The organism is Microbacterium sp. M (assembly GCF_045181065.1).
In the GTDB taxonomy this organism is placed as follows: Bacteria; Actinomycetota; Actinomycetes; order Actinomycetales; family Microbacteriaceae; genus Microbacterium.
The window spans coordinates 3,051,205-3,070,802 of record NZ_CP173721.1 but is presented as its reverse complement, the minus strand read 5'-3'; the positions used below and the strand labels follow the sequence as shown (position 1 = coordinate 3,070,802).

The 19,598-nt window shown below is 68.4% G+C and carries 22 protein-coding genes; 14 read left to right on the top strand and 8 right to left on the bottom strand.

What is annotated here, in order from left to right; all coding sequences use genetic code 11:
• Positions 1-2: 2 nt before the first annotated feature.
• The gene (locus ACI7YT_RS15125; protein WP_406246568.1) at positions 3-3,482 is read left to right on the top strand and encodes a TM0106 family RecB-like putative nuclease; all 3,480 of its coding nucleotides are present in this window, start codon (positions 3-5) and stop codon (positions 3,480-3,482) included.
• A 24-nt stretch (positions 3,483-3,506) separates the two neighbouring features.
• On the opposite strand, the gene upp is transcribed toward ACI7YT_RS15125, so the two are convergent.
• Positions 3,507-4,139 carry a uracil phosphoribosyltransferase gene (upp, locus tag ACI7YT_RS15120; RefSeq protein WP_406246566.1) on the bottom strand — a complete coding sequence of 211 codons (633 nt, stop codon included), beginning with the start codon at positions 4,137-4,139 and terminating at the stop codon, positions 3,507-3,509.
• Between the two features lie 43 nt (positions 4,140-4,182).
• On the opposite strand from upp, the gene ACI7YT_RS15115 reads away from it, so the two are divergent.
• Positions 4,183-4,638: a nucleoside deaminase gene (locus tag ACI7YT_RS15115; protein ID WP_406246564.1), complete on the top strand. Its 456-nt coding sequence runs from the start codon at positions 4,183-4,185 to the stop codon at positions 4,636-4,638.
• Positions 4,639-4,851: 213 nt separating this feature from the next.
• Here ACI7YT_RS15115 and ACI7YT_RS15110 read toward each other — a convergent pair whose 3' ends face one another.
• Positions 4,852-5,823 (bottom strand): cation diffusion facilitator family transporter, encoded by a 972-nt coding sequence (locus ACI7YT_RS15110; RefSeq protein WP_406246563.1) that lies wholly within the window; start codon positions 5,821-5,823, stop codon positions 4,852-4,854.
• A 77-nt stretch (positions 5,824-5,900) separates the two neighbouring features.
• Between ACI7YT_RS15110 and proC the strand changes: the two genes are divergently transcribed.
• Positions 5,901-6,740: a pyrroline-5-carboxylate reductase gene (gene proC / locus ACI7YT_RS15105; RefSeq protein WP_406246561.1), complete on the top strand. Its 840-nt coding sequence runs from the start codon at positions 5,901-5,903 to the stop codon at positions 6,738-6,740.
• 1 nt (position 6,741) lies between these two features.
• Positions 6,742-7,029 carry a DUF1905 domain-containing protein gene (locus ACI7YT_RS15100; RefSeq protein ID WP_406246559.1) on the top strand — a complete coding sequence of 96 codons (288 nt, stop codon included), beginning with the start codon at positions 6,742-6,744 and terminating at the stop codon, positions 7,027-7,029.
• A 6-nt stretch (positions 7,030-7,035) separates the two neighbouring features.
• Here the strand turns inward: ACI7YT_RS15100 and ACI7YT_RS15095 are convergent, their stop codons facing one another.
• Complete coding sequence (locus ACI7YT_RS15095; protein ID WP_120227783.1) at positions 7,036-7,707, bottom strand: TrkA family potassium uptake protein; 672 nt, start codon at positions 7,705-7,707, stop codon at positions 7,036-7,038.
• Positions 7,700-9,130 carry a TrkH family potassium uptake protein gene (locus ACI7YT_RS15090; RefSeq protein ID WP_406246557.1) on the bottom strand — a complete coding sequence of 477 codons (1,431 nt, stop codon included), beginning with the start codon at positions 9,128-9,130 and terminating at the stop codon, positions 7,700-7,702. The genes ACI7YT_RS15095 and ACI7YT_RS15090 overlap by 8 nt, the downstream gene beginning before the upstream one ends.
• 86 nt (positions 9,131-9,216) lie before the next feature.
• Here ACI7YT_RS15090 and ACI7YT_RS15085 point away from each other — a divergent pair, with 86 nt between their 5' ends.
• Positions 9,217-9,624, top strand: coding sequence for an ArsR/SmtB family transcription factor (locus tag ACI7YT_RS15085; protein ID WP_406246555.1), 408 nt, complete (start codon positions 9,217-9,219; stop codon positions 9,622-9,624).
• A gap of 58 nt (positions 9,625-9,682) precedes the next feature.
• Here the strand turns inward: ACI7YT_RS15085 and ACI7YT_RS15080 are convergent, their stop codons facing one another.
• Both ACI7YT_RS15080 and ACI7YT_RS15075 read right to left on the bottom strand, forming a co-directional pair.
• Positions 9,683-10,498, bottom strand: coding sequence for an ABC transporter permease (locus ACI7YT_RS15080; protein ID WP_406246553.1), 816 nt, complete (start codon positions 10,496-10,498; stop codon positions 9,683-9,685).
• Entirely contained in the window at positions 10,495-11,412 is a 918-nt protein-coding gene (locus ACI7YT_RS15075; protein ID WP_406246552.1) for an ATP-binding cassette domain-containing protein, read from the bottom strand. Before ACI7YT_RS15075 ends, ACI7YT_RS15080 begins: the two co-directional genes overlap by 4 nt.
• Positions 11,413-11,516: 104 nt before the next feature.
• Between ACI7YT_RS15075 and ACI7YT_RS15070 the strand changes: the two genes are divergently transcribed.
• The 9 genes from ACI7YT_RS15070 (at position 11,517) to ACI7YT_RS15030 (ending at position 16,446) form a co-directional block, all read left to right on the top strand.
• Entirely contained in the window at positions 11,517-12,437 is a 921-nt protein-coding gene (locus tag ACI7YT_RS15070; protein WP_406246550.1) for a TetR/AcrR family transcriptional regulator, read from the top strand.
• Positions 12,438-12,533: 96 nt separating this feature from the next.
• Positions 12,534-12,725, top strand: coding sequence for a helix-turn-helix domain-containing protein (locus tag ACI7YT_RS15065; RefSeq protein WP_406246549.1), 192 nt, complete (start codon positions 12,534-12,536; stop codon positions 12,723-12,725).
• A gap of 123 nt (positions 12,726-12,848) precedes the next feature.
• The gene (locus ACI7YT_RS15060; protein WP_003792170.1) at positions 12,849-12,947 is read left to right on the top strand and encodes a 30S ribosomal protein bS22; all 99 of its coding nucleotides are present in this window, start codon (positions 12,849-12,851) and stop codon (positions 12,945-12,947) included.
• 107 nt (positions 12,948-13,054) lie between these two features.
• Positions 13,055-13,357 (top strand): rhodanese-like domain-containing protein, encoded by a 303-nt coding sequence (locus tag ACI7YT_RS15055; RefSeq protein WP_406246545.1) that lies wholly within the window; start codon positions 13,055-13,057, stop codon positions 13,355-13,357.
• Positions 13,354-13,611, top strand: a complete 258-nt coding sequence (locus tag ACI7YT_RS15050) for a glutaredoxin family protein (RefSeq protein WP_406246544.1) — start codon at positions 13,354-13,356, stop codon at positions 13,609-13,611. The genes ACI7YT_RS15055 and ACI7YT_RS15050 overlap by 4 nt, the downstream gene beginning before the upstream one ends.
• A complete protein-coding gene (locus tag ACI7YT_RS15045; RefSeq protein WP_406246543.1) occupies positions 13,608-13,910 on the top strand; it encodes a Dabb family protein in 303 nt (100 codons plus the stop codon). The genes ACI7YT_RS15050 and ACI7YT_RS15045 overlap by 4 nt, the downstream gene beginning before the upstream one ends.
• 142 nt (positions 13,911-14,052) lie before the next feature.
• Positions 14,053-14,871, top strand: coding sequence for a transporter substrate-binding domain-containing protein (locus tag ACI7YT_RS15040; RefSeq protein WP_406246541.1), 819 nt, complete (start codon positions 14,053-14,055; stop codon positions 14,869-14,871).
• 37 nt (positions 14,872-14,908) lie between these two features.
• On the top strand, positions 14,909-15,694 hold the full coding sequence (locus tag ACI7YT_RS15035) for an amino acid ABC transporter permease (RefSeq protein WP_406246540.1): 786 nt from the start codon (positions 14,909-14,911) through the stop codon (positions 15,692-15,694).
• Positions 15,691-16,446, top strand: a complete 756-nt coding sequence (locus ACI7YT_RS15030; RefSeq protein ID WP_406246538.1) for an amino acid ABC transporter ATP-binding protein — start codon at positions 15,691-15,693, stop codon at positions 16,444-16,446. Before ACI7YT_RS15035 ends, ACI7YT_RS15030 begins: the two co-directional genes overlap by 4 nt.
• Before the next feature lie 12 nt (positions 16,447-16,458).
• Here ACI7YT_RS15030 and ACI7YT_RS15025 read toward each other — a convergent pair whose 3' ends face one another.
• Together ACI7YT_RS15025 and ACI7YT_RS15020 are read right to left on the bottom strand one after the other, a co-directional pair.
• The gene (locus ACI7YT_RS15025) at positions 16,459-17,484 is read right to left on the bottom strand and encodes a LacI family DNA-binding transcriptional regulator (protein WP_406246536.1); all 1,026 of its coding nucleotides are present in this window, start codon (positions 17,482-17,484) and stop codon (positions 16,459-16,461) included.
• The gene (locus ACI7YT_RS15020) at positions 17,463-19,481 is read right to left on the bottom strand and encodes an aldo/keto reductase (RefSeq protein WP_406246534.1); all 2,019 of its coding nucleotides are present in this window, start codon (positions 19,479-19,481) and stop codon (positions 17,463-17,465) included. Before ACI7YT_RS15020 ends, ACI7YT_RS15025 begins: the two co-directional genes overlap by 22 nt.
• Between the last annotated feature and the right edge of the window lie 117 nt (positions 19,482-19,598).

The window sequence follows — 19,598 nt, the reverse complement described above, 5'->3', positions numbered from 1 at the left end:
GCATGAGGATCGACACCGAGGCGCAGCGCGTCATCTGGAGCGCCAGCGACCTGAAGCTGGCCGCCGAGTGCGAGTTCGCCTGGTGCCGCGCGATCGACGCGAAGCTCGGTCGTGTCTCTGCCGTCGAAGAGCCCGAGGACGCCACTCTGCGACGCGCCGCCGAGCTCGGCGACGTGCACGAGCAGAACGTGCTCCAGTCGTATCGCGACCGCTTCGGCGCAGCCGTGCACGAGGTGTCCAAGGTCTCCTCCCGTGATGCGGCCTCGCTCGCGGCCGTCGTCGCCGAGACGAACGACGCACTGCGGTCCGAGGCGAGGGTCCTCTTCCAGGCCGCGTTCTCCACCGACGAGTTCGTCGGATTCGCCGACTTCCTGCTGCGCGACGACGACGGGCGGTGGCGTGTGCAGGATTCCAAGCTCGCCCGCAAGGCGCGCGTCACGGCGCTCATGCAGCTCGCGGCATATGTCGACCAACTGGATGCGCTCGACATCCCTCGATCCGACGAGGTCGATCTGATCCTCGGCGACGGCACGCTCAGCACCCACGCGGTCGATGACCTTCTTCCACTTTTCCGGGTCCGCAGGACGCGACTGCGCGCGCTCATCGCCGACCGGAGGGTCGCCGACGGCGCCGCCGGTTCGCCGCTGGCCTGGGGCGACGACCGCGGCGACCTGCAGCTCACGGCCTGCGGCCGGTGCGCGACGTGCGACGAACAGGTGATCGCGCACCGCGACCTGCTGATGGTGGCTCGGATGCGCCCGGTGCAGCGGCAGAAGCTCCGTGCGGCCGGCATCCGGACCATCGACGATCTCGCGGCGGCGACCGACGCGCCTGAGGGCATGAACGCCGACACGTTCGCGGCGCTGCGTGCGCAGGCCCGCCTGCAGGCCGGTGGGCCGGCCGATGCCGCCGATGCACCGCCGTTCGAGCTCGTCTCGGCCCACGCGATCGGACTGATGCCGCGGCCCAGCCACGGTGACATCTTCTTCGACTTCGAGGGCGATCCGCTGTACACCGAAGAGGTCATCGACGCCGATCGCGGTGGGAGGCCCGACTGGGGCATCGACTACCTCTTCGGCTGGATCGACAACGCCGAGCAGTACACCGCGCTGTGGGCGCACACGTTCGCCGACGAGAAGCAGGCGCTGCTCGACTTCCTCGCATTCGTGAAGCTGCGCCGGCAGGCGCACCCCGACATGCACATCTACCACTACGCACCGTACGAGACGTCGCACCTGTCGGCGATGGCGGCCAGGCACGGAGTGGGCGAAGCCGACGTCGATCGACTGCTGCGCGAGGGCGTGTTCGTCGACCTGTACCCGCTGGTGCTGCGATCGGTGCGGGTCGGCTCGCGGTCGTACTCGATCAAGAAGCTCGAGCCGCTGTACATGGGCGACGAGGTGCGCACCAGCGATGTGCAGAAGGGCGACGATTCGATCGTCCAGTACGTCCAGGCACGTGAGCTGCGCGAGGCCGGGAACGACGCCGAGGCCGACGGCATCCTCGCCGACCTGGCGGATTACAACCGCTACGACTGCGTGTCGACACGTCGACTGCGCGACTGGCTGATCGGACTCGCGAAGCAGGAGGGCGTGCTCCCCGCGCCGCCGGACGACATTCAGGCGCGCGCATACGAACCCTCGCCGCTCTCGCTCGCCCTGCTCGCCGATGGCGAGGCGGCCGTGCGCGGCGGAGGGGACGGCGAAGTGCATCGGGTCGCGGCCGCCGCGATCGACTACTACCCGCGTGAGGCGAAGAGCTTCTGGCAGGGGCACTTCCAGCGACTGCGTGAACCCGTCTCGGTGTGGGAGCAGACGCGCGACGTGCTGCGCATCGACGCCGGCCGCAGCAGCACCGTCGAGGACTGGGCCGTCGGCGAGGGCACCCGCACGCTGACGCGGCTCGTCGAGCTGCGCGGCGAGGTGGCACCGGGGAGCACTCTCGGCGTCGGCGGGCGTCCGTTCGCGCTGTACGAGACTCCGGCGCCCTTCTTCGCCGACAACCTGACCCGGGTCATCCACGCCCCGCACGAGGTCGAGATCGTCGAGGTCCTGGACGACGGCTACACCGTGCGCGAGCGCGCCATCCAGGGGGAGACGTGGCACGATCTGCCGATCGCTCTCACGCCGGCATCGCCACCGAATGTGGCATCGCAGCAGAAGGCGATCGAGGAATGGGCGCAGGCCGTGCACCTCGCCGCGCCCGAGTTCCCGCGCGATGCAGCGACCGACATCCTGCGCAGAGTCGTGCCCCGCACGAGGTCAGGGTCCGCGCTGCCGCAGGCGGACGGCGAAACGATCGACGCGATCGTGCGGGGAATCCTGGATCTGGATCGCAGCTACATCGCCGTCCAGGGTCCACCTGGCACGGGGAAGACCTTCACCGGATCGCAGGTGATCTCACGTCTGGTGCGTGACCACGGTTTCAGGGTCGGTGTCGTCGCGCAGTCGCACGCGATCGTCGAAACGCTGCTCGGGCGGGTCATCGAGGACGGCGTCCCCGCGGGGCAGGTCGCCAAGCACCCGAAGGATGCCGGTCTCGAGCCGCCGTTCACCGTCATCCCGAAGGACGGCATGGCCTCGTTCATCGGCGAGCACCCGGAGGGGTTCGTCGTCGGCGGCACCGCCTGGGACTTCAGCAACACGCGCCGCGTCGACCGCGACGGTCTCGATCTGCTCGTGATCGACGAGGCCGGGCAGTTCTCGCTCGCATCCACCGTCGCGGTGGCCGCCGGGGCGAAGAACCTGCTCCTGCTGGGCGATCCGCAGCAGCTGCCGCAGGTGAGCCAGGGCACGCATCCCGAGCCGGTCGACACCTCGGCGCTCGGGTGGGTGATGGCCGGGCAGCAGGTTCTGGATCCGGCGCACGGCTACTTCCTCGCCACATCGTGGCGGATGCATCCCGCCGTCGCCGAGCCCGTCTCGCGGCTGGCGTATGCGGGCCGGCTGGCTTCAGCACCGGGCACCGAACTGCGCACGGTCGACGGCGTCGAGCCCGGCCTGCATGTCGTTCCCGTCCGTCACCGCGGCAACGCGACGCAGTCGCCCGAAGAAGCGATCGAGGTGCTGCGGATCGTGCGCGACCTGCTCGGCCGGACCTACTCCGACGGGATGACGGGTGCGCCGCCGTGTTCCCTCCGTGAGGAGGACATCATCGTCGTCGCGCCGTACAACGCGCAGAAGCAGCTGATCCACCAGGTCCTGACGGATGCCGGCTTCGACCGGATCCCGGTCGGCACGGTCGACAACTTCCAGGGCAAGGAAGCGGTCGTCTCGATCACGTCGCTCGCGGCATCCAGCGGAAGGGACGCCCCGCGCGGACCGGAGTTCCTGCTGCTGCAGAACAGGCTGAACGTCGCGATCTCCCGTGCGAAGAGCGTCGCCTACCTCGTTCATTCACCGGCGCTGCTCGATGATCTGCCGTGGACGGTCGAGGGCGTCGCTCGCCTCAGCGCGTTCGCGCGGCTGGTCGACGCACCCTGACAGCAGGCGCCGCGCCAGGCCCGGTCAGACCGTGCCGTAGAGCCGGTCGCCCGCGTCGCCGAGACCAGGAACGATGTAGCCCTTCTCGTTGAGCCCTTCGTCCAGCGCACCCAGCACGAGCGTCACATCGCGGTCCCCGACGAGCTTCTCGATCGCCGCGACGCCCTCCGGAGTGCCGAGCAGGCAGATCGCGGTGACGTCCTTGGCGCCGCGATCGAACAGGAACTGGATGGCGACGGCCAGCGACCCGCCGGTCGCGAGCATCGGGTCGATCGCGAAGCACTGGCGATCGCTGAGGTCCTCGGGGAGCCGCTCGGCGTAGGTCGTCGGCTCGAACGTCTCCTCGTCGCGGACCATGCCGAGGAATCCGACCTCGGCGGTCGGCAGCAGTTTGACCATGCCTTCCAGCATCCCGAGACCCGCGCGGAGGATCGGCACCACGATCGGTCGCGGCTCGGAGATCTTCACGCCCATCGTCGTCGTCACGGGGGTCGTGATCTCGATGGGGGAGACCCGCACGTTCCGCGTCGCCTCGTACGCGAGCAGCGTCACGAGTTCCTCGGTGAGCTGGCGGAAGACCGGCGACGGGGTGCGCTGGTCGCGCAGCACCGAGAGCTTGTGGGTGACGAGGGGGTGGTCGGCGACGTGAACACGCATGGATCAAGGGTAATGCCCGCGGAGGCCGCAATAGAGTCGACGTATGACCGGATCCGACGAACAGGGGATGCTGCGTGCCCTCGAGCTCGCCCGGGATGCCGCGGCGACCGACGACGTGCCCGTCGGCGCGGTCGTCCTCGACCCGTCCGGCCGCATCGTCGCCGAGGGGCGCAACACCCGCGAGGAGACCCACGACCCCACCGGGCACGCCGAGATCGTCGCGCTGCGCGGGGCCGCGGCATCCCTCGGTTCATGGAACCTCGAGGGCCACACCCTGGTCGTGACCCTCGAGCCGTGTGCGATGTGCGCGGGGGCGATCCTGCAGGCGCGCGTCGGGCGCGTCGTGTTCGGCGCGTGGGACGAGAAGGCCGGCGCGGCCGGCTCCATGTACGACCTGCTGCGCGACCGACGGCTGCCCTACCGAGCGGAAGTCGTCGGCGGGCTCCACGAGGACGTCGCCTCCGCCCTGCTGCGCGACTTCTTCGAAGCCCGCCGCTGACCGGCTTGCGCAGCAGCGCGAGCACCTCGACCGAGGCAGGGTCGCTGCTCACCCCGGCGCGAGCTCCTGAGTGTCCGGGTGGATGCGGGTGTCCGGAGCGAGTGCCCTCATGAACCCGGACATCGTTCGCTGCATGTCCGGGGCGATGCGGGTCCGCAGGACCGCGACCCGCACGAACCCGGACACGGACGGCCGACCGGACGGCCTGACCGGTCAGTCGGCGGACTTCAGGACGAACACGTCCGTCGACGGCTCGGGGTCGAGTGACGGACGGTAGATGTCCGGCTCGATGTAGATCGCGCGGGCGACCGGCACGGCATCCCGGATCCGCTTCTCGATGTCGTTGATGTCGTCGGCGGCCTCGCGCACGGTCTTGTCCCCCGACAGCGCGATCTTCGCAGCGACGAGCAGTTCATCGGGGCCCAGGTACAGGGTCTTGAGGTGGATGAGCTTCTCGACCTCCGGCCCTGACACGATCGCGTCGACGATCCGGTCGTGGTCGCCCTGGTTCGCGCCCTCGCCGACGAGCAGGCTCTTCGTCTCCACGCCGAGGACGATCGCGATCACGACCAGCAGCGTTCCGATCATGAGGGTGCCGAGCGCGTCGAACAGCGGGTTGCCCGTGATGACCGTGAGCCCGACACCGAGCAGGGCGAAGGTGAGGCCGGTCAGTGCTCCGACGTCCTCGAGCAGGACGACGGGGAGCTCGGGTGCCTTGGCTCGGCGGACGAACGACACCCACGACTGCCCCTTCTCGCGCACGAGATTGCTCTCGCGCACCGCGGTGCGCAGCGAGAAGGACTCCAGTCCGATCGCGACCACCAGCACGACGAGCGGCAGCCACCACCATGTCGGATCGAGCGCGTGCGGATGCGTGAGCTTGTCGATTCCCTCGTAGATCGCGAACACGCCGCCGACGGAGAACAGGATGATCGAGACGACGAACGCGTAGACGTAGCGCTCGCGGCCGTAGCCGAACGGGTGCTCGCGGTCGGCGACCCGCTTCGCCTTGCGTCCGCCGAGCATGAGCAGCAGCTGGTTGCCGGAATCGGCGACGGAGTGGATGGCCTCGGCGAGCATGGAGGCCGAGCCCGAAAGCGCCCATGCGACGAACTTCGCCAGAGCGATGCCCATGTTCGCCAGGAACGCCGCGAGAATGGCCTTGCCGCCGCCGGATGCACTCATGGCACGAGTCTAGTTCCGGCAACCAGCTGACGCAGGAGACCCGTCGGGGCGTCCGGGACCCGCTTTAGGATGACGGTATGGCTGATTCCCTTCCTTCCCTGGCGTTCCTCGGTGCGGGTTCGATGGGCGGTGCCATCCTGCACGGAGTGGTCGCCTCCGGCATCCCGGTCGACGGCGGCATCGTCGCCACGAATCGCACCGCCGAGAAGGCCGCAGCCCTCGCGGACCTCGCCGGCGTCACGGCGATCGCTCTCGACGCGCAGCCGGACGGGAACACGGATGCCGCGGCATCCGCACGGATCATCCTCGTCGGCGTGAAGCCGGCGATGGTGCCCGATCTCCTCCGCGAGATCGCTCCGGTGCTGCGGTCCGACGCGATCGTGGTCAGCCTCGCCGCGGGTGTCACGCTGGACACATTCGCCACGCATCTCGGCGGCGACGTTCGTGTGATCCGCTCGATGCCCAATACTCCTGCGACCGTCGGCAAGGCCGTCACCGGACTCGCTGCCGGCACGGCCGCGAGCGCCGAGGACGTCGCCGTCGTCCGGCGCCTGTTCGAGCTCGTCGGCGCCGTGATCGAGGTGCCGGAAGACCAGATCGACGCCCTCTCGACGATCTCCGGCTCCGGGCCCGCCTACGTCTTCCTGCTGATCGAGGAGCTCACGAAGGCCGCTGTCGGCAAGGGCTTCAACGAGGCCGACGCGCGCCTCATGGCCGAGCAGACGTTCATCGGCGCCACAGCTCTCCTGGACGCCTCCGGCGAGGATCCCGCCGAACTGCGACGCCGGGTGACGAGCCCGAAGGGAACGACCGAGCGCGCCATCGCCGTGCTGCAGGACGCGCACCTGGACGCGGTGTTCGCCGAGGCGACGGATGCCGCGCTCGCTCGGGCTCGGGAGCTCGCGGCGGGCGCGTGACATGGAGCTGCGTTTCGCCGGGCAGGTCTGGTACTGGCGCGGTCCAGCGCCGTTCCACTTCGTCACCGTGCCCGCGGCCGAGAGCGAGATGATCCACGACGTGTCCGGCATCGTCACCTACGGCTGGGGCATGATCCCAGTGCGGGTGACGGTCGGCGGGACGACTGTGACGACGTCGCTCTGGCCGAAGGACGGCGGCTACATCGTGCCGATCAAGAAAGCGCTGCAGGATGCCGAATCCCTCGCGGTCGACGACGAGATCGAGATCACGCTCGACATCGACGCCTGAGGGACCTCAGCGATCCAGGCTGGCGAATCGCTCGATGTCGACGTTCGTCCCCGACACGATGATGAGGTCGTGGTTCGTGACGACGGTGTCCGCCTCGGCGTAGCGGAACGGCTTGCCTGGGCTCTTCACGCCGACCACGGTGACGTTGTACTTCGTGCGCACGCCCGACTGATTGAGGCCGACGCCGCGGATGAACTTCGGCGGGTACATCTTCGCCAGCACGAAGTCGTCGTCGAAGCGGATGAAGTCCAGCATCCGACCGCTCACGAGGTGCGCGACGCGCTCGCCCGCTTCCCGTTCGGGGTAGATGACGTGGTTCGCACCGACGCGCGCGAGGATCTTGCCGTGCGACTGCGAAACGGCTTTGGCCCAGATCTGCGGCACCTTCAGGTCGACGAGGTTGGCCGTGATGAGGACGGATGCCTCGATGAGCGAGCCGACGGCGACGACAGCGACCTGGAAGTCCTGCGCACCGATCTGACGCAGTGCGTCGATGTTGCGGGCATCGGCCTGGACGGTGTGCGTGACCCGATCGGACCACTTCTGCACGAGTTCGAGGCTGTCGTCGATCGCGAGCACTTCGCGGTCCAGCCGATCCAGTTCGCCGGCGCACGCGGCACCGAAGCGACCGAGTCCGATCACGAGAACGGGGGCATCGCCCCGGATGACGTCAACCAACGATCGGCCTTTCCACCGGCAGCGAGTAGAGCTGCGTTCGCGACGTCGCGGCGACCGCCGCGGCGAGTGTCACTGTACCAACGCGTCCCATGAAGATCGTCGCAGCCATCACGTAGGACGCCGAATCAGGGAGCTCTCCGGTGAGCCCGGTCGACAGTCCGACCGTGCCGAAGGCGGAGATGACGTCGAACAGGACGTGGCTGATGTCCGCCTTGGTGATCTGCGCGATCACGATCGTCGACAGGGCGACGATCGTCGCTCCCCAGGCGACGACCGACAGCGCGACGCGCTGCACATCGCTGGGGATGCGGCGGCCGAAGACCTCGACCGACTGGCGGCCCTTGGCCTCGGACCACACGGCGATGGCCAGGACGGCCAGGGTGGTCACCTTGATGCCGCCGGCCGTGGATGCCGAGCCGCCGCCGACGAACATGAGCATGGATCCGGCGACGAGCGATGATCCGTTGAGTTCGCTGATGTCGACCACGCTGAACCCGCCGGAGCGGGTCATGGCGGACAGGAAGAACGCCTGGAACGTGGTGTCCACGGCATCCATGGATCCGAAGGTCCCCGGGTTGTCGTACTCCAGGATCAGGAAGACGACTGCACCGGCGAAGAACAGGATGACGGTCGTGATGAGCGTCAGCTTGGCGTGCAGCGACCAGCGGCCGATGTGCCAGTAGTGCTTGGCGAGCGTGTAGATCACCGGGAAGCCGATGCTGCCGAGGAACACGCTGACCATCAGCACGCTCAGGACGAAGTAGTCGTCGGCGAAGACGCCGACGCCGCCGACGTTGGGACTGAAGCCGGTGTTCGTGAACGACATCGCCGCGTAGTACGGCGCTTCCCAGAGGGCCACGAGCGGGTCGATGCCGGCCATCACGAGCCCTGGGTAGAGGAGGACCGCGACCACGCCCTCGATGAGGAGAGTCGACAGCGCCACGGTCGTCAGCAGCTGTCCGACTTCACCGAGGCGGACGGTCTGCCCCTCGTTGACCGGGCCGCCGTGCGCTCGCAGCGGGTTCGTGTCGCCGGCGGCGATGAGCTTGGCGCGCAGACCGAGGCGCTTGGAGATCACCATGCCCATGAGCGAGGCGAGCGTCAGCACGCCCATACCGCCGATGTTGACGCCGATGAAGATGACGACATGCCCGAAACCCGACCAGTGCGTCGCCATATCGACAGTGGCAAGGCCCGTCACGCAGATCGTGGACACAGCGGTGAACAGCGCGTCCGCGAGCGGGGTGATGGTGCCGGCCGCCGATGCGATCGGCAGGGAGAGCAGTGCCGTGAAGACCAGGACCAGCGCCGCGAAGATGACGATCGCGAACCGCGACGGCGACGAGGTGATCACGTGCTTCACGAACTGCAGAGCGCGATCGAGCCCACGTCGGGGAGAGACGACAGACCGGATGCCCGACATCGTTCCCTTCCTGTTCGACCACGGATTCGCCCCGCGGAGGAGCCTTCGTCATGGTACTCCGCCCGTGGGACGACTACCCTGATCACATGACCGACATCTTCGACGTGATCGCGGACGGCACGAGGCGAGACATCCTCCAGCTCCTGCTCCGGCGGTCGACCGATGGGGATGCCGGCACCAGCGTGACCCAGATCGTCAGCGAGCTCGGCATCAGCCAGCCGACCGTGTCCAAGCACCTCAAAGTGCTCCGGGAGTCGGATCTCGTCACGGTGCGGGAGGACGGCCAGCGCCGCTACTACAGCCTGGCGATCGAGCCGCTCGAGGTCATCGACGATTGGCTCATGCCGTTCCTGGTCGACGCGTTCGACGAGCGCACCGACCTGGATCTCGTCCCGCTCCCGGACGGCGCGGCGCACGCGGCCGAGGCGGTCGGGCGCGCCGCAGCGTCCGCCAAGCACGTCGTGCAGAGCGCGCTCAAGCGGCTCGGCGGCTGACGCGGCGAACCCGCCCGACGCACGCGGCGCCGGACGGGTTCGGATCGGGATGCCGCGGTCAGCGGCGTCCGGCCTTCCGGCGGAACAGCCAGGCGCCCCAGGTGGTGGCGACCGCGAGGATCACCACGCACCAGATGATCGCCTGCACCGGTTCGTTGTCGACCGGGGTACCCATCAGCAGTGCTCTGATCGTCTCGACGATCGGGGTGATCGGCTGGTACTCGGCGATCGGCTGCAGCCACTCGGGCATGCTCGCGACCGGGACGAAGGCGCTCGACAGATACGGAAGGAACAGCAGGATGAAGCCGTAGCCGTTCGCGCCCTCCGGGGACCCGGCGGCAAGACCGATCGCGGCGAACAGGTAGGTGATCGCGAGGATGTACAGGGCGATGAGCGCCCCGGTGGCGATCCACTCGCCGAGATCGGCCGTCGGGCGGAAGCCGACGAGGACGCCGACGCCGATCACGATCGATGTCGCGATGAGGTTGCGGATCAGGCTCGCCACGACATGACCCGTGAGGACGGCCCCGGCGCGCAGCGGCATGGTGCGGAACCGGTCGATGATGCCGGTGCGCATGTCGTTCGCGACGTACACGGCCGTCGAGGAGGCGCCGAACCCGGCGCACGTCAGGATGATGCCTGGCACGACGTAGTCGACATACGCGCCGGACGGGTCGATGGCGCCGCCGAACACCCACGTGAACATCAGCATCAGCATCACGGGCAGCATGATCGCCATCAGGAGCGATTCCCCGTCGCGCAGCGAGTGGCGCATGCTGCGGCCGACGAAGATCATCTCGGCGGTCGCTCCGCGCAGACGCGGACGCAGGGCGGGGAGGGCGGGGGCCGCTGGCGCGGCGGTCAGGCTGGTCATGCGGACTCCTTCATGGATGCGGCACCGACGCGGGCGTCGGCGCTCGAGCGGGTGGTGCCGGTGAGGGCCAGGAAGACATCGTCGAGCGTGGGGCGGCGCAGGGTCACGGTGCCCTCGGCTCCTTGCTCGTCGAGCTGATCGAGAGCACGGCGCAGGCCGGGCAGCGACCCGTCGGTCGCGATCTCGAGGAGCAGCTCGCCGTGCGCGTCGTGCACCTCGACCGTGTCGCCGCCGATGCGCGACTTCAGCTGGTCGGCGGTGCCGAGCGCCGCGATGCGTCCGTCGTGCAGGACGGCGATCCGGTCTGCCAACTGGTCGGCTTCCTCGAGGTACTGCGTCGTGAGGAAGACGGTCGTCCCGGCATCCGCCATCGACCGGATGATGTCCCACAGATCGCGACGGCTGCGCGTGTCGAGCCCCGTCGTCGGCTCATCGAGGAAGAGGATCTCCGGCGTGATCACGAAGCTCAGAGCCAGATCCAGGCGACGGCGCATGCCACCGGAATAGGTCCGAACCGCGCGTGAGGCGGCATCGCTCAGGCCGAAGCGGTCGAGCAGCTCTGCGGCTCTGCGTCGAGCTGCCGCGCGCCCGAGACCGGAGAGCCGGCCGAACATCACGACGTTCTCGGTGGCTGTGAGGGCGTCGTCGACGGCGGCGGACTGGCCGGTGAGACTGATCCGCTGCTGGACCGCGATCGGGTCGGAGCGGACGTCGTACCCGCCGACCGAGACCGTGCCGGCATCCGGCCTGGTGAGCGTCGTGAGGATGTTGATCGCCGTCGTCTTGCCGGCGCCGTTCGGCCCGAGCAGGGCGAACACTTCTCCACGGGCGACCGTGAGGTCGATCCCGTCGAGGACGACGTGATCGCCGAACCGCTTGTGCAGGCCTTCGATCGTGATCGCGGCAGTGGTCATGAGCGTGATTCCTTTCTGTGGATTGCGTAAACTGTGTACATCCGAAACAACTGTGTATGACCATAACACACGGTTTAGCAAATAAACAGAAGTAGGATGACCGCATGACGGACGAGGAACTGCCAGAGCTCCCCAGGGGCATCGCACTGGCCTGGGGTGTCGCGGCGAACCCGCAGCGCGGGCCCAAGCGCGAGATGAGCGTCGAGCGGATCGTGGAGGCGGCGGTCGAACTGGCGGACGCCGATGGGATCGGCGCCGTGTCGATGGCGGCTGTCGCGGCGTCGCTCGGATTCACCCCGATGTCCCTGTATCGCTATGTGAGCGCGAAGGACGACCTGCTGCTGCTGATGCAGGAAGAGGCGACCGGCATCCCACCGGAGGAGCATCGGGAGCACGACGGCTGGCGGGACAGGCTCCGCGCGCTGTTCGAGGCCCAGGTGCTCATCTATCTGCGCCACCCGTGGATCCTCGCCCTGCCGATCACGGGGTCGCCGATCACGCCCAATAGCTCGGCGTGGATCGAAGCCGGGCTCGAAGCGCTCGCCGAGACGCCGCTGACCGAATCCGAACGGCTCGCGGTCGCTCTGGCGATGACCGGTCAGGCGCGCTGGTACGGCATGGTGCTCGCGGGCTATTCGGAGCAGGCGCGCATCAGCGGCCTCACGGCGGACGAGGTCTCGGCCAGGGAATCGGCGCTGTTCGATCGCGTGATCTCGGCGGACGAGTACCCGCATCTGCGCAGGGCGATCGACGCCGGCGTCTTCGTCGATCAGCAGGACCCGTTCCGATTCGCCACCGAGCGTCTGCTGGACGGCGTCGCGATGTACATCGACGCGCTCGGCCGAGGCGAGGGGCACGCCCCGGTCCAGGAGTGGCTGGAGATCGACAGGGTCGAACTCGGCGGTGACAAGAAGTATCGCGAGGCGCAGAAGGCCGTGCGCGAGGCGGAGAAGGCGCTGCGCGTCGCGCGCAAGCTCGAACGCCAGGCGCTGCGGGACGCCCGCGAGCGCCTGGCGCGGAGCTGACCGCCCCACTGGTCCCACAGACCACAACAGCCACGTGGGTTTACACGCGTGACAGGTTCGGCCTAGAGTGTGCTTCAGCAGAAAGGGGTACAGGGGATGCCCGAAGTTCCAGACGTTCGCTTCCTGACGGTCGCCGAGGTCGCCGAGATCATGCGCGTGTCGAAGATGACCGTGTACCGCCTCGTGCACTCCGGAGAGCTTCCCGCGATCCGGTTCGGCCGCAGTTATCGCGTGCCGGAGTCGGCCGTGGCCGACGCGCTGCGACGACCGATCGCGGACGTCGGCTGATCCGCCGCCGCGTGAACAGCGGGCCCCGCGTGGTTTGCTAGACTGATCCGAGGCATTTTTCCGTGCCCGTACCCGGGTGTCCCGAATTGTGCGACATCCAGCCCCTGACGTAGTGAGGTTTCCGTGGGTTCTGTCATCAAGAAGCGCCGCAAGCGCATGGCGAAGAAGAAGCACCGCAAGCTGCTTCGCAAGACTCGCCACCAGCGCCGCAACAAGAAGTAAGCGGCCCAGACACGAGCGCCCCCGACTGCTCCTCGAGCGAGTCGACAGGGGGCGCTTTGTGTCTCTCCCGCGACCCACGGCCCGAGCGCCCCGTCCTTGAGGAAGCAATGAAGTCGATCACCGTCGTCGAGCTCGCCGAGCGCTCGAACACGCCGCTCATCGATGTCCGCGAACGCGACGAGTACGCGCGCGGTCACGTCCCCGGCGCCGTGAACATCCCGATGTCCGAGATCGGAAGCCGCCTGGATGAATTGCCCGGTGAGGCGTTCGACGTGATCTGCCAGGTCGGCGGCCGCTCCGCACGCGTCGTCGAGGCTCTCGAGTCGCGCGGCTACGACGTCACGAACGTCGACGGCGGCACAGGGGAGTGGATCGCGCAGGGGCGCGAGATCGCGACCCCGGCAGCGTGACCGCGCTCACCATCATCGGCAAGCCCGACTGCCATCTCTGCGACGTCGCGCGCGAGGTCGTGGATGCCGTGATCGCCGAGCTGCCCGATGACACGGCTGACCGCATCGAGGTCGCAGAGGCGTCGATCAACGACGACCCCGCGCTGTACGAACTGTGGTGGGAGAAGATCCCCGTCGTCCTCATCGACGGGGAACTGCATGCGCACTGGCGAGTCTCGCCCGAGCGCCTGCGCGAGAGACTGGAGAAGGCATGACCATCCGTCACGTCGTCACGTGGAAGCTCGCGAACGAGGATGCCTCGGAGCGCGCTGCTCAGGCCGCCGAGGTCGCACGGCGACTGAGCGCCCTCGACGGTGTGGTCCCCGAGCTGCTCTCGATCTCGGCGGGTGCGAACAGCCTGTATCCCGACGAGAATTGGGACGTCACGCTCGTCGCCGACTTCGCGGATGCCGCGGCCCTCGAGGCGTACCAGGTGCATCCGGCGCACGAAGAGGCGGCCGGGTTCATCCGGTCCGTCGTGTCCGGTCGCGTCGCGGTCGACTTCGAAGTCTGAGCCGGGACCCGGTACCACAACCGCTGAAACCGAAACGTAACCTCGCGGCGGCGATTATCCACGGTCATCCGCGCCGCGACGTGTTTAGATGTGTTCACCCACCCGTCAGCGGGCGTCATCGCCCCGTCACACTGGAGCGATCATGACCCGCCGTCGCACCCTCGCCACCGGAGTCGCCCTCGCGGCGTCGTCCGTCCTCCTTCTCGCCGGCTGCGCTGGTGGAACCGATCCTGGTGCCGAGGCGCCGGAGAGCGGCGCGGACTACGGACTCGTCGAAGAGGGCACGCTGACCGTCTGCTCCGACGTCCCCTACCCGCCGTTCGAGGACTTCGATGACAGCACGGAAAGCGGCTTCACGGGCTTCGACATCGATCTGCTGACAGCGGTCGCCGAGAAGCTCGACCTGAAGATCGCCGTGCAGGACACCGGATTCGACGCTCTGCAATCGGGCACGACGCTGCTCGCCGGCACGTGCGACATCGGTGCCTCCGCCATGACGATCACCGATGAGCGCAAGGCGAACATCGACTTCTCCGACCCGTACTACGACTCGCTGCAGTCGCTGATGGTGCCTGCCGATTCCGGTATCGAGTCCATCGACGACCTGGCGGGCAAGACCGTCGGCGTCCAGCAGGGCACGACGGGTGAGGCCTACACGACCGAGAACGCACCAGAGGGCACCGAGATCGTGCGTCTGCCGTCGGACGGCGAACTGTGGCCGGCCATCCAGGCAGGTCAGGTCGACGCGATCCTGCAGGATCTCCCGGTCAACGTCGAGCACGTCCGCGCCGATGACACGTACACGATCGTCGAGGAGTACGAGACCGACGAGTCCTACGGCTTCGCGTTCGCGAAGGACGAGAAGACCGAGCTGCTCGAGGCTGTGAACGGCGCGCTCGCCGAACTGCAGGAGGACGGCACGTACCAGGAGATCTACGACTCCTACTTCGCCGCCGAGTGATCCGCATCTTCCGGTACGACGGGGTACGACGATGGCGATGAAACGCAGGACACGGCAACGGCTGTACCGGATCGCGATGTACGCGATCTTCGTCGCCGTCGTCGGGTGGGCGATCCTGGCGACGGACTGGCCGAGATTCAGCAAGCAGTTCCTGAATCCCGAGGTCGCGGCCGGCCTGTTCCCGGACATCATCACGGTGGCGCTGGTGAACACGCTGCTGTACACGCTGATCGGGTTCGCGGGCGGTGCACTGCTCGGCATCCTGCTGGCGATCCTGAAGCTCTCCAGCATCCTGCCGTTCCGCTGGTTCGCGACCGCCTGGATCGAGCTGTTCCGCGGTCTGCCCGCACTGCTGACGATCTTCGCCGTCGCGTTCATGCTGCCGATCGGGCTCGGCATCAAGGTCCCAGGCGGCCCGGCCGCACAGGGCGTGGTCGGTCTGGTCATGGTCGCCTCGGCGTACATGGCCGAGGTCATTCGCGCCGGCATCCAGGCGGTTCCGAAGGGGCAGACCGAAGCATCCAGATCGCTGGGTATGTCGCCGACCAAGACGATGTTCTGGGTCGTGCTGCCGCAGGGCTTCCGCATCATCATCCCGCCGCTCACGAACGAGTTCGTGCTGTTGCTCAAGGACACGTCGCTGGTCTACATCGCCGGTACGACGATCATGTCGCGCGAGCTGACCACGTTCGCGCGCGACAGTTCGTCGGCGACGGCGAACGGCACGGCTCTCGTCGTGGCCGCGGCGCTGTACCTGATCGTGACCATCCCGCTCACGCGCCTGGCAGCGTGGCTCGAACGACGATTGGCGAGGCAGCGATGAGCACGGATCTGATCGACATCCACGCGCCGGCCATCGAGGCTCGCGGCCTCGTGAAGACGTTCGGCGACAACGAAGTGCTCAAGGGCATCGACCTGACCGTGTCGGCCGGCGAGGTCGTGTGCGTGATCGGCCCCTCCGGCTCTGGCAAGTCGACGCTGCTGCGTTCTGTGAACCTGCTCGAGGAGCCGACCGGCGGGCAGATCCTGATCGAGGGAATCGACATCCTCGACGAGGACACCGACATCGACAGGGTCCGCACCCGTATCGGCATGGTGTTCCAGAGCTTCAATCTCTTCCCGCACCTCGATGTGCTCGGAAACCTGACGCTCGCGCAGCGCCGGGTCCTCAAGCGATCCAAGACGGATGCCGAGAAGGTCGCCCGCGAGATGCTCGACCGGGTCGGGCTGGCCGAGAAGGTCGATGCGTACCCGGGGCACCTGTCCGGCGGTCAGCAGCAGCGCGTGGCGATCGCCAGGGCGCTGTGCATGAATCCGGACATGATGCTGTTCGACGAGCCGACATCGGCGCTCGACCCCGAGCTGGTCGGCGAAGTGCTGCAGGTCATGCGCTCACTCGCCGAGGAGGGCATGACGATGCTCGTCGTGACCCACGAGATGGGGTTCGCGCGCGAGGTCGGTTCCCGGTTGATCTTCATGGACGGCGGCGTCATCGTCGAGGAGGGCGACCCGCGCTCAGTGCTCGCCGACCCGCAGCATCAGCGCACGAAGGACTTCCTCTCGCGGGTGCTGTAAGCACGCGCCCTTCTACGCCGACTCGCGCAGCACGAGCCTGTGGGCGACGACGCGGTGCGCGTCCACCTCCGGATCCGGTTCGCTGAGGGCGACGGCGAGCTCGAGCGTGTGACGGGCGACCTCGTCGAAGTCCACCGCGAGTGTGGTGAGGGTCGGCGCGACCAGCGTTCCGATCGAGAGGCCGTCGACGCCGGCCACGCGGATGTCGCGAGGGACGTCCAGCCCCGCATGCCGGCATGCGGACAGCACGCCGAAGGCCATCAGGTCGTTGAACGCGAGGATCGCATCCGGAGGCGAAGCCCGGCGGATGATCTGGGCGGCGACGGCGGAGGCGTGCTCTGGCGTCGATGCCGCGGCGTGGACGAGCTCAGGGCTGAGGCCCCGTCGTTCGAGGGCGGCGACCATCGCGAGACCCCGCCCGCTCGCGGCAGGGGGCTCCGAGGCATCCAGCACGACGGGTCGGCGCGTGCCGACCGCGGCGAGATGGGCGGCGAGTTCCTCGATCGCATCGGCGGGATCCAGGAGCACCCCCGGGTGCGGGGAGTCCGAACCGGCGTCGAGCAGGATGAGCGGCGTCGCACTGAAACGGCTCTCCCACTCAGGGGCCCATTCGCCGAGGTAGCCGACCACGACGTCGACCTGCGCCTGGAGTGCGCTCAGCACGCGCTCCGCCGCACCGGACAGCCCGATGTCGACGAGCGAGACGCTCCATTCGTCCGCCGCCGCTCGACGGACGATCGCCGAGGCGAGTTCGGGCGAATACGGGTTGCGGAGATCGCTGACGACGAGCCCGAGCTGACGATCGCCACCGGTGACCAGCCCTCGTCCGAAACGGGACGGACGGTACGCGAGTGCGCTCGCGGCGTCGAGGACCCGGCTTCTGGTCTCGACGCTGATGCCGGGCATGTCGTTGATCGCACGGGTGACCGTCTGACGCGATACCCCGGCGGCGGCGGCGACGTCGAGGATGGTCGCGCGCCGGCGGGGCGATCCCGATGCGGGATCGCCCGTGCCGCTCAGCTTCGCAGATTCAGCCATGCCACCTCTTCGGGCGTGAGATCGACGGTGAGTCCCCGCATCGACGAGCGGGTCTCCTCGATCGTACGGGGTCCGAAGAGGGGGAACGTGGGGAAGGGCTGCGCCAGCACGTAGGCGAGTGCGATCGCCGTCGTCGGCACGCCGCGCTCGGTCCCGAGCTGCTCGGCACGCCGCAGGCGCTCGAAATTGTCGTCGCTGTAATAGCAGCGCACGAGCTCCGGGTCGCTGAGGTCATCCGGATGGGCGCGGCCCGTGAAGAACCCGCGAGCCTGCGACGACCAGGGCAGCAGCGGGATCTGACGCTCCTCGAGCCAGCGACGCGACGCGTCGTCCGTCACGTGGACGCAGCCCGCCCACGGCACGTCGTAGGCTTCAGCGAGTCCGAAGTGATCGCTGACGACTCCGAACCCCTGCCGCCCGTTGGCCAGTGCGTAGGCGTTGGCCTCGTCGATGCGTTCCGGCGTCCAGTTCGATCCGCCGAACACGCGGATGCGACCCGCGCGGGCGTGCTCGTCGAGCACGTCGACGAACTCCCCGACCGGGACGTCGGGGTTGTCGCGATGCAGCATGTAGATGTCCGCGTAGTCGGTTCCCTGCCGCTCGAGGCTCTCGATCAGCTGGCGCGACACGGACTCCGGGTCGCAGTGCGGGGTGTGCCCGCCCTTGGTGATGACCACGACCTCCTCGCGGATGCCGCGGTTCGCGATCCATCGGCCGAGGCGACGCTCGAGGTCGCCGTCGCCGTAGATGTACGCCGTATCGAAGACGTTGCCGCCCTGCTCGGCGTAGACGTCGAAGACCGCCGACGCGTGAGCGAGGTCCGGCTGGTTGTCCACGCCCATGACGAGCCGGGAGATGCGCTTGTCGATACCGGCGATCTCGCCGTACCGCATCGTGCTCGGTGCGCTGGTGCCGGACGCGGCGCGGACCGGCGGGATGTCGGCATCCTCGGCTTCGAAGGCGTAACGCAGCCCGATGGCCGCACGCCAGCGGTCGAGAGTCCGCGCTGTGGCGAGCGTCTCGGCCGAGGTCATCTCGGGAGCATCGGCGCGGCCGTCGCGCAGGGCGGCGACGGTGGCATCCGCCTCGAGCCCGTATGCGTCGGTGGCGTCGATCGTGATCGTCTGGACGCCGTCGGTCGTGGCGACCTCGACCGTGGTGTCACCGGCGGGAACCCAGGGGTCGGCGATGCGGATGCTGCCCCGCTCGCCCAGGATCGTCACCGTGTTCTCGGCCGGCGCCATGACGCCCGTGGTCAGGGTCGCGGTGATGCCGCTGCGGTACGTCGCCCTGGCGACGGCCCATTCGTCGACGCCCGTCGGCCCGATCGTGCCGTCGGCCGTCAGCTCGACCGGCTCGGAGGCGTGCACGCCGTCGGCGGCGTCCACGATGGCGGACGCCATCGTGGTGGGATAGCCGCCGACGTCGAGGATCCCGCCACCCGCGACTGCGGGGTCGAAGAGGCGCCCGCCGCGCTCGCCGACGCGGAACGCGAACGACGCATCGATGTGCAGGACGCGGCCGATGGCCCCATCGCGCACGAGGTCGAGCACCCTGCGGGTCTGCGGGTGGAAGCGGTACATGTACGCCTCGACGAGCGGCACGCCCGCCTGCCGTGCGGCATCCACGAGCGCCATCGTCGTGCCGTGGTTCACGGACAGGGGCTTCTCGCACAGGACGGCCTTGCCGGCGGCGATCGCCTCGAGCACGAGCGCGGGATGCGCGGTGTGCACGCTGGAGACGTACACCGCATCGACGCGCGGGTCGGCGAGTGCCCCCGCGTAGTCGTCCGCCGTGACATCCGCGGCACCCTGCCCCTGCGCCTCATCGGCGAATGCGCGAGCGCGCGAGCTGTCGGAACTGCCGACCGCGACGAGTTCTCCGTCGCTGGAGGCGAGGCCGGTGAGGAAGCGTCGTGCGATGTTCCCCGGGCCGAGCACCGCCCATCCGCTGGTCCGAGTGCGGGTGTCTTCGACTGCGAGCTGAGGGGTCACCATCGTCCTTTCGAGCAGGTTGCGTGAACGTTCACGAGCTTGTCACGATAGTCCTGCAGTGATCCGGCGTCAAGAAGCCCGTGAACGCTCACGAGCAGGACGGGGGCATCACCGCCCGTC

Bases quoted from the DNA above. Each gene is read 5' to 3' on its own strand.
- proC (WP_406246561.1), top strand. From the start codon at position 5,901: ATGGCTGATTCCCTTCCTTCCCTGGCGTTCCTCGGTGCGGGTTCGATG.
- ACI7YT_RS15075 (WP_406246552.1), bottom strand. From the start codon at position 11,412: ATGACCACTGCCGCGATCACGATCGAAGGCCTGCACAAGCGGTTCGGC.
- ACI7YT_RS15125 (WP_406246568.1), top strand. From the start codon at position 3: ATGAGGATCGACACCGAGGCGCAGCGCGTCATCTGGAGCGCCAGCGAC.
- ACI7YT_RS15030 (WP_406246538.1), top strand. From the start codon at position 15,691: ATGAGCACGGATCTGATCGACATCCACGCGCCGGCCATCGAGGCTCGC.
- ACI7YT_RS15065 (WP_406246549.1), top strand. From the start codon at position 12,534: ATGCCCGAAGTTCCAGACGTTCGCTTCCTGACGGTCGCCGAGGTCGCC.
- ACI7YT_RS15100 (WP_406246559.1), top strand. From the start codon at position 6,742: ATGGAGCTGCGTTTCGCCGGGCAGGTCTGGTACTGGCGCGGTCCAGCG.
- ACI7YT_RS15055 (WP_406246545.1), top strand. From the start codon at position 13,055: ATGAAGTCGATCACCGTCGTCGAGCTCGCCGAGCGCTCGAACACGCCG.
- ACI7YT_RS15110 (WP_406246563.1), bottom strand. From the start codon at position 5,823: ATGAGTGCATCCGGCGGCGGCAAGGCCATTCTCGCGGCGTTCCTGGCG.
- ACI7YT_RS15070 (WP_406246550.1), top strand. From the start codon at position 11,517: ATGACGGACGAGGAACTGCCAGAGCTCCCCAGGGGCATCGCACTGGCC.
- ACI7YT_RS15035 (WP_406246540.1), top strand. From the start codon at position 14,909: ATGAAACGCAGGACACGGCAACGGCTGTACCGGATCGCGATGTACGCG.
- ACI7YT_RS15045 (WP_406246543.1), top strand. From the start codon at position 13,608: ATGACCATCCGTCACGTCGTCACGTGGAAGCTCGCGAACGAGGATGCC.
- ACI7YT_RS15090 (WP_406246557.1), bottom strand. From the start codon at position 9,130: ATGTCGGGCATCCGGTCTGTCGTCTCTCCCCGACGTGGGCTCGATCGC.
- ACI7YT_RS15025 (WP_406246536.1), bottom strand. From the start codon at position 17,484: ATGGCTGAATCTGCGAAGCTGAGCGGCACGGGCGATCCCGCATCGGGA.
- upp (WP_406246566.1), bottom strand. From the start codon at position 4,139: ATGCGTGTTCACGTCGCCGACCACCCCCTCGTCACCCACAAGCTCTCG.
- ACI7YT_RS15085 (WP_406246555.1), top strand. From the start codon at position 9,217: ATGACCGACATCTTCGACGTGATCGCGGACGGCACGAGGCGAGACATC.
- ACI7YT_RS15020 (WP_406246534.1), bottom strand. From the start codon at position 19,481: ATGGTGACCCCTCAGCTCGCAGTCGAAGACACCCGCACTCGGACCAGC.
- ACI7YT_RS15115 (WP_406246564.1), top strand. From the start codon at position 4,183: ATGACCGGATCCGACGAACAGGGGATGCTGCGTGCCCTCGAGCTCGCC.
- ACI7YT_RS15040 (WP_406246541.1), top strand. From the start codon at position 14,053: ATGACCCGCCGTCGCACCCTCGCCACCGGAGTCGCCCTCGCGGCGTCG.
- ACI7YT_RS15080 (WP_406246553.1), bottom strand. From the start codon at position 10,498: ATGACCAGCCTGACCGCCGCGCCAGCGGCCCCCGCCCTCCCCGCCCTG.